The sequence below is a fragment of the Alkalibacillus haloalkaliphilus C5 genome (assembly GCF_000269905.1).
GTDB lineage: Bacteria > Bacillota > Bacilli > Bacillales > Alkalibacillaceae > Alkalibacillus > Alkalibacillus haloalkaliphilus_A.
Window position 1 is genome coordinate 1 of the sequence record NZ_AKIF01000051.1, and the last position, 17229, is coordinate 17229.

The following is a 17229-nucleotide window of genomic DNA, read 5'->3' on the forward strand; positions in this document are numbered from 1 at the left end:
TCATCCGGTGTGCGGCTAGTGACAAGGTTACGGTCTACTACAACTTCTGCATCCTTAACAATTGCCCCTGCATTCTTAAGATCATTACGAACTGATACAAAACTTGTCATCTCGTAACCTTTAATGAGATCTGTATCAATTAGGAATTGAGGGCCGTGACAGATTGAGAACACCGGCTTCTGTTCTTTAATGAAGTGGGCAGCGAAATCCGCGTTATTCGGATTAATTCTTAAAAGATCGGGAGAGAAGCCACCGGGAACTAAAAGTGCATCGTAGTCTCCTGGGGTAACTTCATCAAAACTCTTCTCGATTTTGAATTGCCCGCCCTTATTTCCTGTAATTTCTACAGGGCCGTCGGCGTTAAGAAGTTCTACGCTATGACCTGCTTCTTCTAAATGTTGAACTGGGTTGGTCAATTCAATATCCTCTACCCTATTTGTAACTAAAATTGCTACTTTCTTTGACATGTAACCATTCCTTTCTATTTTGTACTTTCTTCATTATATAAGGGAATGAGGAGCAACAAAAGTACGCACTCTTTTCATAGTTTCTAACCTTATGGTTACTATTGATTCTTGCAGGGACACAAAGGCTATAATGTTATTTAAGTTTTTCGGTAAAGTATTAAGAGATGAATAAGTTAGGCAAATAAAACGGTTTGAAATTCCCCGCCAGCATTTTATTTTGACTCACATTCACTTTAATTCCATTAAATTAAGTGAAATTCATAAATGGATAATCCTTGTCATCATAAGGTTTCTTCAACTATGTTGATTTACCTAAAATCTTGTAAATAAAAGAACGTAAAAAATTCGGCATTCTATTATTTTATTTTTATAAGAAAAATATAAAATTAATAAAAATAAAATTATTTATAAACTGGGAACGCTCCAGTATATACATTTATCCAAGGGATGAGTGTGTATACTGGGGGGTTTTTTATTTGAAGGGAGGTGAAAAAAGTAAATAAAGAATATTACATGGATGTTGAGCTATTAACAGAATATTTAATTGTTTCAAAAGGATTGATTTAAAAGTTAGTTAAATTTAATCATATTCCATACTGCAAAGTCGGCAGCAAAATTATTTTCAACAAGGAAGAAATCAATCAATGGTTAGAACACTAGTAAAGAAATCATTCCAATCAGGTCGGAAAAATTCAAAAAATATTTAGTGCATGTTTATATTACTGAAATTAATGCTAAATCTGTTCCTAAGAATAATGCGTTAGATGAAGTAATCATGAGCCTGGAAGTTAAAGCTCTTTTCCAATCGGAATGGGAACAAGTTCATAGAAGAGTAGCAAAAATGAATGAAACAATTTATATTGCTTAGCAATAGTGGCCGAGAAGTGATTGTGGTAACAAAACAAGGATGATTCGTAAGTGATCAGTCACCAGTGAATTTTATAAGATGAGTATTTGGTCAAAGGCTTTGCAATGGATGATGAACGCTTAAAAGAAATGCGTAACTTTGTTCAAGACTATTTCGACGAACTCCTTGAACGAATTCGAGATTTCCGTGCTTCTGAGAAGAGGTTTTATCACAAAATCACTAATATTTATGCCTGTTGATTATGATCCTAGAGCAGAAATTACACAGGAATTCTTTGCAACAGTACAAAATAAACTTCATTTTGCTATACATGATCAGACGGCTGCTGAATTGATCGCAAATAGAGCTAGAGCTCAAGAAGAAAATAGTGGTTTGACTTCTTGGAAAGGAGATAAAGTTCGCAATCTGGATGTAACAGTCGCTAAAATTACTTAACTGAAAAAGAGTTAAAGTCATTAAATCGAATTGTAACAATGTATTTGGTTTATGCAGAAGACCAAGCAGAGAGGCTGAGACCAATGTATATGAATGATTGGATCAATAAGCTAAATGCATTTCTTCTGTTTAATGAAAGGGATATTCTTGAAAACGCTGGATAAGTATCGAAGGCTGTGGCTGATCAAATTGCCTAGGTATATTAGATCAGAACCTACACGAGTTTCGATATTCTTGATAGTTACCAGTGACTTTACTCAAGAAGCGGTTTATCAGGCGCAAAAACTTAAAGCATTTTCAGAAGATGATACAGATGTTGCTATAATTACAGCTGAAAACTTAAAATATGTAAGTGAATTGTGGGAAGAGTATTCGGGTAAAAAGGAACCAGAATTTAGCCATCAAGTACTGAATTTAACAGGAGGGCTTAATAGAAGTTTACTTACTAGTCGAATGGAGTGGGCTTTAAAGTGATGCTCAAGAACTTCAAAGTTAACGACTTCTTTCCAATTTATAATGACTCAATCAGTGTTACTCTCCTCTCCAAGGGGACACACTCATCTGAAGAGGAGTTTTTTCTATTTTTCTAATTGAGTAGTTAATGTCTTCTGCAATCTACATATCATGATCCGATTTTTGTTTTTGTCGTGAATGATTTCCCTGTTTTACTTTGTGGGAGCCTTGCATTGGTTCGCCATATGGCTGTTTCGGGCTCTTTGGTAAATTTGGTTCTTTCTGCTGTTTTGGTCCTTTAGGTGTTCCGCCCATTTCGATTTCCTCCTTTGATGATTTATGCATAGCTTTTGACAAGGCGAAGAAATCTATACTTGGAAAGCTAATTTCTCAATGCATTTGCCTTATCCAGTTTAATATGTCCCCTTCAGTAAGTTTGCTAGGCGTATTAGCAGGGCTAGCTTCTGGACTTTCTTATGCTTTGTTTATATTCGGGTTTAAAAATGCGTCTTCGATTGGAAAGCCACAGGCGACTTTAACGATCTCCTTCCTAGCATTTTGTTTCATACTATTTCTTTTTATGGATATTGAGGAAGCAACAAATGTTGTGATGTCTAATGACATATGGTGGTTTCTATTAATAGGATTTCTAGGAGCAGGTATTTCATTTATTTTATATATGATTGGTCTTCGAATGATTGCCCCGACAACTGATCAATGGTCGCTATGGTTGAACCAGTGACAGCTTCTCTATTCGGGATATTGCTACTTGGAGATCATATGACTATTATTCAGTTTCTTGGAATGGGGCTAATCCTAGTTACAATCACCCTACTTAGCTTGAAACAATCAGACTGAAAAATAACCTGAGTATAACGTTTGTATAATTAGATTTCATCGTGTTTAAATAATGATATGAGTTTAGTCTATTAATCTCACAACCCGCTTTATTTATAATTATTATAAATAAATATTGACTATAAAATGATATATGGTATTATTAATTTAGGCTCACATTTAATTCTTGTTGAGCAAATTAAAGGCAAGTAAATTCCAAATATGTAATAATAATTAATAGAATAGTCCGAATGTTGGCTATTTCAATTTCTATGAGGAGGGTAATAAATAATTATGGACACAAAGAAAAATACAAACACTGGAGCTGCCCATTTAGTCACGGTAGTGTTACAACTAATGAATCAAATGCTACTACTAATAAAGACTGGTGGCCAAATCAACTAAACTTAAGTATCCTTCATCAGCATGATACAAAACCTAATCCGATGAGTGAAGACTTTGATTATGCAGAGGAATTTCAAAAACTAGATTACGAGGCTCTTAAAAAAGACCTTCATGATCTAATGACAGATAGCCAAGACTGGTGGCCAGCAGATTATGGTCACTATGGTCCGTTCTTTATTCGTATGGCTTGGCACGCAGCTGGTACTTACCGTTCTGGTGACGGCCGTGGTGGCGGTGGAACAGGTAACCAACGTTTTGCTCCACTTAACAGTTGGGAAGACAACGGTAACTTAGATAAAGCACGTCGCCTGCTATGGCCAATTAAGCAAAAGTATGGTAACCAAATTTCTTGGGCTGACTTACTGCTTCTAACTGGTAACGTGGCAATCGAATCTATGGGTGGTAAGACATTCGGTTTCGGTGGTGGACGCGAAGATATTTGGCATCCAGAAGAGGACATCTACTGGGGTACTGAAACGGAAATGTTAGGTAACAACCGTTACAATGAAGACCGCGAGCTTGAGAACCCGCTTGCTGCTGTTCAGATGGGTCTAATCTATGTTAACCCTGAAGGTCCAGACGGTAATCCTGATCCGTTAAAGAGTGCTGAAGACATTCGTGAAACGTTTGCACGTATGGGAATGAACGATGAAGAGACAGTAGCTTTAACAGCTGGTGGACATACTTTCGGTAAATCACACGGTGCAGGAGATGCAGCTCACGTAGGTCCTGAACCAGAAGCGGCGCCGATTGAAGCACAAGGCTTAGGTTGGTTAAGCACACACGGTAGTGGAAAAGGGCACGATACAATCACAAGTGGTATTGAAGGCGCTTGGACTCCAACACCAACACAATGGGACAGCACTTACTTTGACTTATTGTTTGGATATGAATGGGAGCTTACAAAGAGCCCTGCAGGTGCAAATCAGTGGAGGCCTGTTAACCCTACTGAAGATCACTTAGCACCGGATGCAGAAGATTCATCTGTTAAAGTTGAAACAATGATGACGACTGCGGATATGGCAATGCGTATGGATCCAACTTATGAAAAGATTTCTCGTCGTTTCCATGAGAATCCAGAAGAGTTCGCAGACGCATTTGCTCGTGCATGGTTTAAGCTATTACACCGTGACATGGGACCTCGTTCAAGATATTTAGGTCCAGAAGTTCCAGAAGAAGAACTAATCTGGCAAGATCCAGTACCAGAAGTTGATTACGAGCTATCAGATGAAGAGGTAGAAAAGATTAAGGCACTAATCTTAGACACTGACCTTACAACTAGTGAACTTGTAACAACAGCATGGGCTTCAGCAAGCACTTACCGTGGTTCAGACCACCGCGGAGGCGCAAATGGTGCACGTATTCGCCTTGCTCCACAAAAGGATTGGGAAGTTAACCAGCCTGAACAACTTGAAAGAGTACTAAATGTACTAGAAGAAGTTCAAGGTCATCTAGATAAGAAAGTTAGCCTTGCTGACTTAATTGTACTAGGTGGTAGTGCAGCAGTAGAAAAAGCGGCACGTGATGCAGGCGTTGATGTAACTGTTCCATTCGCTCCAGGACGTGGCGATGCTACAGAAGAGCAAACAGATGCAGAGAGCTTTGATGATTTAGAGCCGGTAGCTGACGGTTTCCGCAACTACCAAAAGAAAGAATACAGTGTTAGCCCAGAAGAGTTAATGTTAGACAAAGCTCAACTATTAGGCTTAACAGCACCAGAAATGACTGTACTTGTTGGTGGTATGCGTGTACTAGGTACTAACCACAGTGGAACACAGCACGGCGTATTCACTGATCAAGTTGGTACTCTAACTAACGACTTCTTCGTAAACCTACTTGATATGGGCGTTGAGTGGAAGCCTGTAGACGGTACTATTTATGAAGGACGTGACCGTAAGACTGGTGAAGTCGCTCACACGGCAACTCGTGTTGACCTTGTGTTCGGTTCAAACTCTGTATTACGCTCAATTGCAGAAGTTTATGCACAAGATGATAACAAAGAAAAGTTTGTGCGTGACTTCGTAGATGCATGGGTTAAAGTGATGAATGCAGATCGTTTTGATCTTAAATAAAGAATAATGTAAACAAATTGTTTTAAAAAGGACGACCATCTTCTTAATGGTCGTCCTTTTTTGTTGTTGTTGATTTAATTAAAACTTTATTTCCACGCTTCTTAAATGAAAATGAACCTATACCCTCAACATTCACTTCAAAAGGATAAAATTTTGCATCTTTATTTGAGAAAAATCATCTACGACCTTCCTTTACGGTTATAGAAAGGCCATTTTCATCTCCAACTGGTGTTAGTCCTTCACGATCATCTCTCCAGTTAGGGATTCCCAATTCATTTAGCTTTCTCACGAATGGAATCACCTCATCTACTACAATTCCTATTTCACTAATATTGATCAAATCGCGGGAAGAAAAGTCATGCTCCACAGGGTTTTTTCCAAATTGTGGCGAGCGATTAATTCTAATATATTTCCTGACGGGTCTTCAAAATAAATGGCGTGAGCATTCCAACTTTTAAAGAAAACTTCATCAGATCCATCCTCTTTATTTAAATCTATTTTCGATAGTATCCAAGACTTTGCTTCTTACATTTTATTTTCTGGTATATTTATAGCAAAATGATAAAAGGGCTCTAAGTTTTCCGTTGATTGTTTGAAGATTAGATTAGTGTAACCTATTTGAACTGAGAAACCGTCTGTACTTTCGTTAATAATTTGAAATTCCAGTACATCTTGGTAGAAATCTTACATTTTATTTAATTTATTCGTTTGTAGCTTAATTTCCGTGAATTTCATGTCTCTCTCCTATTTAATTTCCCCACTCTAGTAGTTCGATTCTGTTTCCCCACGGGTCACTTACATATATTCTGTTAGCGTTAGGTAAATTTCCATCTTCAATATATTCAACTTCATGATTCGTTAAGTGTTGCTTTAATTGTTCGATATTTCTAACCTCGAATGCGGGATGTGCTTTTTTAGCAGGAAGAAAAGGATCTTCAATCCCAATATGAATTTGGTTACTTCCAAATGAAAACCAAACACCTCCACGCTTCTTGAGAACGTCTGGCTTTTCAATTTCTTCAAAACCTAAAATATCAGCGAAAAATTGTCTTGCAGTATCTTCAGAACCTTTAGGTGCAGCTAATTGAACATGGTCGATCTTTTTAAATTCAAATGACATATGAAAAACATCCAAATTTTAACAACTGGTCTATTTTTATTTTAAACATTAATGTTATATAAGTAAAATACTGATTAATTATTGATTTGTATAAATTTTGCTTATAGTATGAAGTGGGAGAGTTAATGATTTCCAATAACCTTGATTTTATACAAAAAGATGGAGATATTTATATGAAAATTGATGATTATAAACTGCTAGTTACAATTAAAAAATTAGGAACAATCAGTGGAGCTGCTAAAGAACTTTTGATTTCTCAACCTGCAATAAGCCAACGCTTAAAACAAATAGAAGATCAGTGGGAAGAAAAGCTATTTATACGTAATCACAAAAACTTGCTCGTAACACCTGTTGGGGAGAAAGTTATTAATTTTGCAGAAGAAATGATCAACAGAGAGAAAAGGTTATTAGACGAACTTTCAAAGGTCTCCAACACTGTGAATGGTAGACTTTCACTAGCAGTATCCTCTGTTGTTGGGCAATACTTACTACCGCAAATACTTGAGGAGTATATAGATTTATATCCAAACGTGAAGGTCGAATTAATGACTGGTTTAAGCCAATCAATTCGAAATTCTATAGAAGATTTTCATTTATCTATTATTCGCGGGGAAAAATCACCTAATTTGAACTGTATCAAACTATTTTCTGATCGCTTATATTTAGTAGATAAAAAGACACTAGAAAATAAGCAAAAAGAAAAACTATTAATTGAATTCCAAAGTGATGACGCTAGTTTACACGCTATGTGTGATGAGTGGTTTATTCAGAACCCGGGTATACGACTTTCAAGAAAAATAAAAGTTGACCAAATAGAAACATGTAAACAATTAATGTCACATGGTATTGGAATGGCGATTCTACCACAAGTTGCTATACAAGATCTGGACCCCGAAAAGTATGAGTTAATACCACTAACATTAGAAAGCGAATACTTAACTCGTCCAACGTGGCTTTGTTATTCAGAGAATGCGAAAGAGTTGCCTCAAGTAAAGGCGTTCCTAGATATAATAAAAAATAAGTATTCATAAAGGAGAGCGACCGATTTTTATTGAATATACTTAGGGGGGAGGGAATATAAGAAGTCATATAACTAGAGATTTAAGGACACAAATAATTTAGCAGAGGACGTGTACCAAACTTAATGTCACGAGACTTTTGTTAATAAATCATAACCTTAATGAATGGAATAGAGCTATTGGAGGAGTTAGATGTTATTACCAGAGCGGCTATTACTTTTGGCGACTAGAAGGGATAAGGGGTCGGTTTATATGAGAACGTCTTCCCGAATTATTTATGGTCTTTCAGGTGCTGTATTAATGGAATTAGCTTTAAGGGATAAACTTGATATAAGGAAAAAGAAGTTGATCGTGGTTGATTCGGAGCCTACAGGAATAGTTTATCTTGATGATGCTTTAGAGCAAATTGCTCAGGCAAAAAAAGATAAGAAAGCCAAGTATTGGGTACAAAAGCTTGGTAACACCAAATTAAAACGACAAATTTATGCTGATTTGGTGGTCGAAGAAATGGTTAAGGATGAAAGCTATCAATTTCTCGGCATTTTCCCAATTCGACGCTTTCCCATTCAAAATGTTGGTGCGGTGGATCAGCTTATTCAAGATGTTCAAAAAGCGGTGTTTACAGAAGAAATCGAGAAGCTTGATGACAATCGAACCGTCTTACTGCTAGGCTTACTGAACACTTGTCAATTGACTCCAATCTTATTCGCACCTGAAGACAAAAAAGAAGCAAAAAATCGAATTGAAAAGATCATGAAAAGCAATGTTTTAGCAAAATCTGTCTCAGAGGCCGTTCAAGCCGTCGATGCAGCTGTCATGGGGGCCGTAGCAGCCACTGTGGCAGTATCAAGCTCGTCTTCATAATTTCTGGTAAATTTCAGTGAGTTCTAAGGTTGGACTCCGTACCCTGGGGTTATATGTAAAATCCCCAATTCAACGTGTGGACTACATTTATACTAATAGCGCAAATATATATTTTATATAATTCAGCAAGATTGATGAAGAATGTTAATTAATCACCTCTTAAGATAAAAAGCAAGAGGTGATTAAATGTATGTTAAAGCTTTGACAAATAAAAATGCACTGTTTTACATCCTGAGCGCTGGTATTACGAACATTGGAAACGTTATTTCCGGGATGGCGTTCTTGTTTTTAGCTTATGAGCTAACTGAGTCCAACCTTTATACAACAGGCATTGCTATTTCACAGGTGCTTCCTTATCTATTTTTTGGATTAATAGGGGGAGTTGTAAGTGATTGGATACAAAAGAAGAGACTTTTAATTCTCTTTGATCTAGTAAGAGTTCCTCTTATATTTTCGTTAGTCTTTCTCTTTTATTTTGGCTTATTGCAATATTGGCATTTGCTTGTAATAAGCTTTTTAATTCAGTTATTAGGGTGTTTCTATAACCCTGCTCACCGGGCGTTGCTTCCAATTATAGTCCCAGTAGAGAATCGAACGGCAATCAATAGTTTGCTAGATTCTGTTACCCGTGGTGCCACGGTATTAGGCCCAATTGTAAGTGTTGTTTTGATCAACTCGGTAGGGGTCATTCACTTTTTCACTATAGATGCTATTACTTTTTTATTAAGTGCTTTACTTATCTCTAAAATAAGCCTGAAAGAAGACCAAAAAGGGTTAGCAGGAAAGAGTATTAAGGATGTTTTTCTCGCTCTAAAAAGTTTTGTTGTATGGACTAACAAACAGACGCATTTAAGAACATTATTTATAGTTACATTCATCATGGTGTTTTTTAATACGTGGGTTTGGCAGGTAGGTCTTTTATTACAGTTATCAACTACGGTCAACAATGCAGAGGAATGGTATAGCATACTTTTAGGTTCGTTTGGTGTATGCGTAATCTTGGTTAATATTATTGTTCCTTATGTATGGGAAAGGTTGAATCTTAAACATTACATAATTGCTTCAGTTGTTTGGGGTGTAGGCATTTTTACAATAGGAATAGCATTTACATTGCCTATTTATTTTATTGGAGCAATTATTGTTGCTGTTGGACTCCCTATTTCCAGCTTAGCTAGGGTTTATTTACTCCAGTTGCTATTACCAAACGATATGTTAGGAAAAGGGTTTAGCTTTAATGCATTCCTTCTTTACTTATCAAATGCTATTTCTCTTGGTGTGTTTGGATTATTATCGAGCTATGTGAGTATTAATATCATCTTTATCATATGTGGATTAGTCATGGTGTTATCAGGAATAGGTTACTATCTTACCATTTTACGAAAATGACTCGGTGATTTACCGTAAAGCATATTAAACAAACGGTTATAAACATTGACTGATGAAAACCCACATTCTAAAGCGATCTCTAATATGGTTAGTTTTGTGTATTTTAATAATTGCTGACTACGCACAATTCTATAAATCTGAAGCCATGAATAAGGTGAAATACCAATCAGTTCTTTAAATACATGTGCAAATTGATACTTACTTAAGTTAGCGACTTTCGCCATGTCATCTAAAGTCCAGTTACTGTTATAATCTTCTTTTAATGCACTCAATGTGTTAAAAATATTTTTATTTAGCACATTATAAGAGCTTAAGTTTATGTCTGTTAAGTGGCTGCTGACAGCGCTTTTTAAAAGTATATTACTAAAGTAAATTAAATTGTGATCTAAAAAAGCTTGCTTGATTTCTAAAGGCTCATTTTCTAAAATCTCTAAATAATTAATTATAAACTGTGCCCATTGAAAAACAGGTTTCTGAAATTGAACTAAGGAAGCAAATTGAACGTCAAATGTTTGGTTAAAGAAAGAATTAGATAACTGATTTAAGACATTTGAATCTAACTCAATTAAAAATTTACTATGGTCGACAGCGATTTGTTTATGCTCTTCACTAGGGTTTAACATAAAGAACTGATTCTGATGTATTGTCATCTCTTTACGGTTTGTATGATAATTGGTTGATCCATGAAGAGAGAAGATAAACTTGTAGCAATCATCGGAACGCCATGTACTTTCTTGTTCAAAATTTTGTTTTAACAAAAAAAGCCCAGCATCACTATTTAATAATGTGTTCATTGATTATCACCGCAGAAATTAAAATTTATTACTATTGTATCACTTTAAAATTGCAATTAACTGTAAAGTTTCATCATATTTATATTACAATCATATTTTTAAATTATAGTGAAATCTGAAACAAGTGAGGATATAGTGTGAATCTAGTGCCTTTAGAGCACAGAGCTTAGGAGGGATTTTGTGAGTAAAAGTAAGTTTTTTTATAAATATTTAAATAGACTGGAAAAGTTTCAACGAACCGTTTTGATCTCATTATTATCAATTGTACTGATTTTCATTATGGTTTACACTAAAGTCTTTTCGAATACGGTTACATTAGTTTTATCCTTAACCTTAATTATTACTTGTGCAATCCAGTTAGTTTATACCTATGTTAAATACAAAAAATCACTCAATACGAATAATTAGCTGTAACATAAGCCTGCTTCACATTATACGTGAAACAGGCTTATCATTATATATATATTCAATTAAGAAACACTAGATAATATTGATTTCCATATAATGTTTTCAACTCAATTTACTAGAAAGGTTAAGCTTTTTCAAGGGGGCGAGAGGAGTGTTCATAATTTGATACTAAGGTTTGGTGTTTTTCTTTTTCTTAGCATTTTCAATCGTTTCTCCGTTAGTGATATTATATAACGTGCTCTTAGGTTTATATATTTTTTGAGAAGGCCATCATCCATGGTGCCTGAGAATAGATAACTAACTAGGCAAACAATGAAGAAATATTCGACACCTTCTCCGTTAAATAACTCCATTGTTAATTAACTCGGCTGCGTCATGCAAAGTGTTATTAATATGTTGCTTTCCAAATTTCATATATATGTATCCTAGGATAATTCCTCCTAAAAGAAGTAGTAAAATAAGCGATCCGCTTTCTTCTCGTACCTCTCCTAAAAAATCATTAGTATTTAGTAGGAAAGCTGTAGCAGAACTGACAACTATACCAATTATGCTTCCTAAAATTAACCTAGTAAAAAAATAAAGGTTTTATACTTTAGTTTTGCATCCATTCATCAATGTACCTCATTTCAAAACTTCTGGAGCTTTTCTATATGCCTTCTGTTTTTAACTGCCGTAACGTAATATATTTTTGCTAAAGTATTTCAAAATATTCAAGAGAAAAGCCTGCTTCACTTTTCACGTGAAACAGGCTTCCTTCATGTTTGTTCATTTAGTTTTTGTTAACTGACGCGTCGTAAATTGAATCGACAGCTTCTTGAAGTGTATTGTTAAATTCTTCTTCTGATTGATTAACGTTTAATTCACTTGCTAGTGCACGAGAGAAGCTTGCAATTAGGTTCTCGTGGTCTTTAAGCTTTTCATTAGCTTCGTCACGAGTGTAACCACCAGATAGTGCAACAACGCGCACAACGTTTGGATGTTCAGCTAAGTCTTTGTAAAGGTTAGCTTTTGAAGGAATCGTTAGCTTAAGCATAACGTACTCATCAGAACCTAACTGATCTAAATGCTTCTTAACTTCAGCTTTTAGAATGTCTTCACATTGTTCTTTGTCAGAGCTGTTAATGTCAACTTCTGGTTCGATAATTGGAACTAAGCCAGCTTCGATAATTTTCTTACCGATTTCGAACTGTTGATCAACAACTGCTTTAATGTTTTCTTCGTTTGGTTCATGGACGACTGAACGCATTTTTGTCCCGAACATGCCACGCTCATTAGCACGGCGTAACGTTTCGTCAAGATCGTGGATTGGCTTCATGAGTTGAACACCATTTTCTTTGTCAGCTAAGCCTTTATCGATCTTTAAGAACGGTACAATACCTTTTTCAGATAGGTAGTCACCAGTGTACTTACCTTCAATTTCACGGTCCATCGTTTGTTCGAATAGGATCGCTCCAAGAATCTTGTCTGCATCAAAAGCTGGAGAAGTAATGATGCGTGTGCGCATTTGATGGACAAGGTCAAACATCTCTTCTTCGTTTGAGTACTGGTCTTCTGTTACGCCGTATCCTTCTAACGCCTTTGGAGTACTACCGCCACTTTGGTCAAGTGCAGCAATGAAACCATTACCGTTTTTCATTTTGTCAAAATGTGTTTGATTCATTTCAAATCACTTCCTTATCGTCATTCTATAAATTTCCCATCTACAATCATATCATTATCAACTACAACAGGTCTATTCGGAAAGCGTTTTTATTTTTAAAAAATCGTGATTTTAATTTTATAAGTCTTAATGCCTGAATATTCATAATTGACTAGGTGTTTGAACTTATTTTAGAAGGAGTAGATTGGTGTATGTCGAATTTCACTATTAAGTGGTGTTAAAAGAGGCATACACTAATATACTTTAATAGCGACTTGGCACAAACTGAACTCGCCAGAAGCAAATATATTAACCATATAAGAGTTTGAAGAGAGTAGGTATAAACATGAAGTTATCTACTGTTGAACCCGTTAAGAGGAAAGTAGGCTTAGCTCTGTCAGGTGGAGGTTTTCGAGCTGCTTTATTTCATGTTGGGTTATTAGCTCAGTTAGCAGAGTTCAGGAAGTTGAAAGAAGTAGATACAATCTCAACGGTTTCAGGTGGTTCGATTGTTGGTATGATTTATTATCTGCATTTGAAAAAGTGGCTAGAATCGAATGACCGCCCAATTCAAGACGAGGATTATACTGAGATTGTTCAAGCTGTTGAGAGTGATCTATTAAACATTGTTCAAAAAGGGTTTCGAACTTTCGGGTTAAGAGGTCTTCATAAGCTCTATACGATGACAGGTGATGAGTTAAGTGAAAAGTTAGATGAAGTGTTTAAGAGCATTCTTAATGAGAAACATCATCTATCATTAAATGATTTAAAAATTGAACCATTACATGAACAAAATAAACCACCTAAAATAATTGTTAATACGACTTCGTTAAATAACGGTGAGTTGTGGTTATTTACGAGTGAGGAAAATGATCAGATAAAAGGATATTTGAATGAAATGGAGCAGGTTGAAGGACATCACAAGGATGAACCTCATTGTTTAAGTGGTTTTACCGTTGGAAAGGCTGTTGCTGCATCAGCTGCCGTACCAGCATTTATTAAGCCTGTTTCAATTAAAAAGGGTCCACTCAATATCCAGTTAGTCGATGGGGGCATTTTAGATAATCTAGGTACTAATAGTCTGTTAAACGAAGGGTGTAACCATTTAATCATAAGTGATGGCTCAAAATATTTGGAAGCAAAGCCCAAGCCGTCGAACTTTTTAATTAACGTCATTGTGAGGACTCAAAATATATTTATTAATGCTATTGTAAGAAATAATTTAAATAATATTGATATCGACCAAGAACATATTGATATGAGATACGCGCTACCACGGTACACAAGAACAAACAAAGAATTAGGCCAAGTAAACCATGGTGTTAATGTAAAAGTGCAACACTATTTATCAAATATTAGAACCGACCTTGATTCATTTTCTGAAGTTGAAGCTAAATCTTTGATGCTATTAGGTTACAAGTTTGGTTTGGCTGAATTTAGCGATATGGATTTTTTAAGAAATTTTAATAGAATGAAGCTGAACCCTAGTCAGAGCTGGCAATTTAATTCAATTAAACAAAGGTTTCAAAACCCCGATGGAGACTATTTAAAAGAATTAAAAGTTGGTAAGTACAGTTTGTTTAGACGTATTCGGATAAGGTTTGCTCGATTGAATTAATGACGAATCCGTACTTAGGAACCGTCTTTTTTGGTTTCTGTTATGAAGCTGACCACCAGCTCATAAGCTCTTGAACAGCTGGAACGGCATATTAGTATATAATTTTTGAGAAACGAAAAGATTTTAAAAGTAAAAGTCTAGTTATGTTTATTTTTTCAAAATATTGGGATAAAATAGAGGTTGTTGAATGATTTTAAATTACGTATAAAAATTCCGCCTATTTTGTTAGCCCGTAATATATATTTCAATCTATTAGTATTAGTGATAAACTTATAGTAGAAAAACTTTAAACTAGAGTAGTATGAGAATTTTTATAGATTGATCTTGCTAGACATTAGTATGGTCAATACATCTTTTGGACAAAACGTTAAGGAGTTTGAAAGAACATGAGCAATAATACAGATGTGATCTTAATCGGTGCCGGCATCATGAGTGCAACATTAGGTTCTCTTATAAATGAATTAGAGCCAAGTTGGAACATTAAAGTTTTCGAAAAGCTCGAGCATTCGGGTGAGGAAAGTTCGAATGAATGGAATAATGCAGGAACAGGACACGCTGCGTTGTGTGAGTTAAATTACACAAGTGAAAAGTCAGACGGCTCAATTGATACGACAAAAGCGACCAAGATTAATGAACAATTCCAAGTGTCCAAGCAGTTTTGGTCTTATCAAGTAAATCATAACCAGCTTGATCGTCCAGAAGAATTCATTAAAGCTTTACCCCATATGAGTTTGGTTCATGGTAAAGATAATGTTGATTTCTTAAAGAGACGTTATGAAGCGATGGTTAGTAACCCACTATTTACAGGCATGGAGTTCTCGGATGATCCAGAACAAATTAAGGAATGGACACCTTTAATTATGGAAGACCGCCAAGTAGAAGAACCGATTGCAGCTACTAAAATTGATGGCGGAACAGATGTTAATTTTGGTGCTTTAACTCGTAAGACTTTCGACCATTTAAAAGAACAAAATGTAGAAGTACATTATAAGCACAGTGTCGATCAACTAAACCAAAAAGATGACGGCTCATGGGAGTTAAAGATCCGCAACCTAGAGACGAATACAGTTGAACGTCATACAGCGAAGTTCGTCTTTATCGGTGCTGGTGGTGGAAGCTTACACTTACTACAAAAGTCAGGTATCCCTGAAGGTAAGAATATCGGTGGTTTCCCAGTTAGTGGACTGTTCATGGTATGTAAAAATCCTGAGGTTGTGGAACAACACCATGCAAAGGTTTACGGTAAAGCCCCGGTAGGAGCACCACCAATGTCAGTACCACATCTTGATACACGTTATATTAATAATGAGAAGTCTTTATTATTTGGACCATTTGCCGGATTTTCGCCGAGGTTCTTAAAAACTGGTTCCTTGTTTGATTTAATGACTTCTGTTAAGCCAAGCAATCTGTTTACAATGTTGTCAGCAGGTGCGAAAGAAATGCCTTTAACAAAGTATTTAATCCAACAAGTGATGCTATCTAAAGAAAAGCGTATGGAAACGTTAAGAGACTTTATCCCAAATGCAAAAAGCGAAGACTGGGACTTAGTTGTAGCAGGCCAACGTGTACAAGTGATTAAAGACACTGAAGAAGGCGGGAAAGGGACACTTCAGTTTGGTACAGAAGTTGTCACAGCATCTGATGGTTCAATTGCAGCTTTACTTGGTGCATCACCAGGTGCATCAACAGCCGTTTCAGTTATGTTAGAAGTGTTAGAGAAATGCTTCCCTCAGCAAATTGCTGCTTGGGAGCCTAAGTTAAAAGAAATGATCCCATCTTACGGTCAGTCATTAGTTGATAACCCAGAACTTATCCGTCAGATTCATCAATCAACTGCAGAAATATTAGAGTTAGATGAACAAGAAGTAGCAAATGAAGTAGCAGCAACAACATAAGAGAGAGAAGCATAATTAGTTAAGCTAATTATGCTTTTTTATGTGGTTTTAACACAATTGTGCTATGATAGGATTAGTATTGAATTCTTTATGTTAGCGAACAAATTCTGAACTCTACTAAATGACAAGTGTGTGAACATAAGTTATAATATAAAAGTTCTTAATCACCTTTCATGCCATGGGAAGGGGTTTTTTTATGATTAAAATACAAAATGTTAGTAAACGTTTTGGTGATTATGAAGCGATTAAATCAGTTTCTTTATCAGTTAATCATGGCGAAATTTATGGTATCATTGGCGCAAGTGGGGCAGGTAAATCGACCTTGTTAAGGTTGATCAATTTACTTGAAAGTCCAGACCATGGAGAAGTCATTGTTAACGATGATTCACTTACTAGATTAAAAGGAAGAAAGTTAAGAGAAGCAAGACAATCTATTGCGATGATCTTCCAACATTATAACTTGTTAGGTAATAAAACAGTCTATGATAATGTCGTTGTCCCATTAGAGTTATCAAAAGTGCCGAAACAAGAGCGGGAAAATCGCGTGATAGAAAGCCTACAATTCGTAGGTTTAGATCATTTAAAAGACCAATACCCGGCTCAATTAAGTGGGGGACAAAAACAACGTGTTGCGATTGCACGTGCTCTAGTTAACCAGCCTACAGTGTTGTTATGCGATGAACCAACATCTTCACTTGATCCTAATACAACGGCAGAGATCCTGAGTGTACTGAAGCGGATTAATGAAAACTTCGGTGTAACGATTGTAATCGTTAGTCACGAGATGGAAGTAATTAAAAGTATCTGTGAACGTGTAACCGTTATGACAGATGGTGAAGAGTATGAAACGGTTGCAATAGAACCAGCTGGTATTCAGAAGATTGATCGAAGCGCTCAAGGTTTCGTTGAACGTCTCACTCATGGTGGTGAACCTCATGCCTGAAGTGTT

General features: G+C 36.0%; 15 protein-coding genes and 1 pseudogene. 10 read left to right on the forward strand and 6 right to left on the reverse strand.

Translation table 11 applies throughout. The features are described from left to right. The coding region (locus A194_RS0107210; RefSeq protein ID WP_017186182.1) for a type 1 glutamine amidotransferase domain-containing protein at positions 1 to 467 on the reverse strand (467 nt) is incomplete at its 3' end. A gap of 996 nt (positions 468 to 1463) precedes the next feature. Between A194_RS0107210 and rhuM the strand changes: the two are divergent. After that, a pseudogene (rhuM, locus tag A194_RS17750) lies at positions 1464 to 1934 on the forward strand (RhuM family protein). Between the two features lie 70 nt (positions 1935 to 2004). Beyond that, positions 2005 to 2244, forward strand: coding sequence for a hypothetical protein (locus A194_RS19365; RefSeq protein ID WP_157783036.1), 240 nt, complete (start codon positions 2005 to 2007; stop codon positions 2242 to 2244). Positions 2245 to 2385: 141 nt separating this feature from the next. On the opposite strand, the gene A194_RS0107235 is transcribed toward A194_RS19365, so the two are convergent. Further along, a complete protein-coding gene (locus A194_RS0107235; protein WP_017186188.1) occupies positions 2386 to 2538 on the reverse strand; it encodes a small acid-soluble spore protein P in 153 nt (50 codons plus the stop codon). Between the two features lie 103 nt (positions 2539 to 2641). Here A194_RS0107235 and A194_RS19750 point away from each other — a divergent pair, with 103 nt between their 5' ends. Next, positions 2642 to 2965 (forward strand): EamA family transporter, encoded by a 324-nt coding sequence (locus A194_RS19750; RefSeq protein ID WP_192808109.1) that lies wholly within the window; start codon positions 2642 to 2644, stop codon positions 2963 to 2965. 367 nt (positions 2966 to 3332) lie between these two features. Beyond that, positions 3333 to 5537, forward strand: a complete 2205-nt coding sequence (gene katG, locus A194_RS17760; protein ID WP_083834259.1) for a catalase/peroxidase HPI — start codon at positions 3333 to 3335, stop codon at positions 5535 to 5537. Positions 5538 to 5712: 175 nt separating this feature from the next. On the opposite strand, the gene A194_RS0107250 is transcribed toward katG, so the two are convergent. Continuing rightward, positions 5713 to 5904, reverse strand: coding sequence for a hypothetical protein (locus A194_RS0107250; RefSeq protein WP_017186191.1), 192 nt, complete (start codon positions 5902 to 5904; stop codon positions 5713 to 5715). 381 nt (positions 5905 to 6285) lie between these two features. After that, the gene (locus A194_RS0107255; protein ID WP_017186192.1) at positions 6286 to 6657 is read right to left on the reverse strand and encodes a VOC family protein; all 372 of its coding nucleotides are present in this window, start codon (positions 6655 to 6657) and stop codon (positions 6286 to 6288) included. A 173-nt stretch (positions 6658 to 6830) separates the two neighbouring features. On the opposite strand from A194_RS0107255, the gene A194_RS0107260 reads away from it, so the two are divergent. From A194_RS0107260 to A194_RS0107270, 3 genes are all read left to right on the forward strand, one after another. Further along, positions 6831 to 7688, forward strand: coding sequence for a LysR family transcriptional regulator (locus tag A194_RS0107260; RefSeq protein WP_029425057.1), 858 nt, complete (start codon positions 6831 to 6833; stop codon positions 7686 to 7688). A 180-nt stretch (positions 7689 to 7868) separates the two neighbouring features. Further along, entirely contained in the window at positions 7869 to 8540 is a 672-nt protein-coding gene (locus tag A194_RS0107265; protein WP_017186194.1) for a GOLPH3/VPS74 family protein, read from the forward strand. A 186-nt stretch (positions 8541 to 8726) separates the two neighbouring features. Beyond that, positions 8727 to 9926, forward strand: coding sequence for an MFS transporter (locus tag A194_RS0107270; RefSeq protein WP_017186195.1), 1200 nt, complete (start codon positions 8727 to 8729; stop codon positions 9924 to 9926). Here the strand turns inward: A194_RS0107270 and A194_RS0107275 are convergent. Further along, complete coding sequence (locus A194_RS0107275) at positions 9902 to 10720, reverse strand: helix-turn-helix transcriptional regulator (protein WP_017186196.1); 819 nt, start codon at positions 10718 to 10720, stop codon at positions 9902 to 9904. The genes A194_RS0107270 and A194_RS0107275 overlap by 25 nt on opposite strands. A gap of 1177 nt (positions 10721 to 11897) precedes the next feature. Beyond that, positions 11898 to 12788 carry a fructose bisphosphate aldolase gene (locus A194_RS0107280; protein ID WP_017186197.1) on the reverse strand — a complete coding sequence of 297 codons (891 nt, stop codon included), beginning with the start codon at positions 12786 to 12788 and terminating at the stop codon, positions 11898 to 11900. Between the two features lie 325 nt (positions 12789 to 13113). Between A194_RS0107280 and A194_RS0107285 the strand changes: the two genes are divergently transcribed. The 3 genes from A194_RS0107285 to A194_RS17765 all read left to right on the forward strand — a co-directional run bounded on the left by A194_RS0107285 (position 13114) and on the right by A194_RS17765 (position 17223). Next, a complete protein-coding gene (locus tag A194_RS0107285) occupies positions 13114 to 14385 on the forward strand; it encodes a patatin-like phospholipase family protein (protein WP_017186198.1) in 1272 nt (423 codons plus the stop codon). 386 nt (positions 14386 to 14771) lie between these two features. After that, positions 14772 to 16280 (forward strand): malate:quinone oxidoreductase, encoded by a 1509-nt coding sequence (locus A194_RS0107290; RefSeq protein ID WP_017186199.1) that lies wholly within the window; start codon positions 14772 to 14774, stop codon positions 16278 to 16280. 196 nt (positions 16281 to 16476) lie between these two features. Next, on the forward strand, positions 16477 to 17223 hold the full coding sequence (locus tag A194_RS17765) for a methionine ABC transporter ATP-binding protein (protein WP_017186200.1): 747 nt from the start codon (positions 16477 to 16479) through the stop codon (positions 17221 to 17223). Positions 17224 to 17229 lie beyond the last annotated feature (6 nt).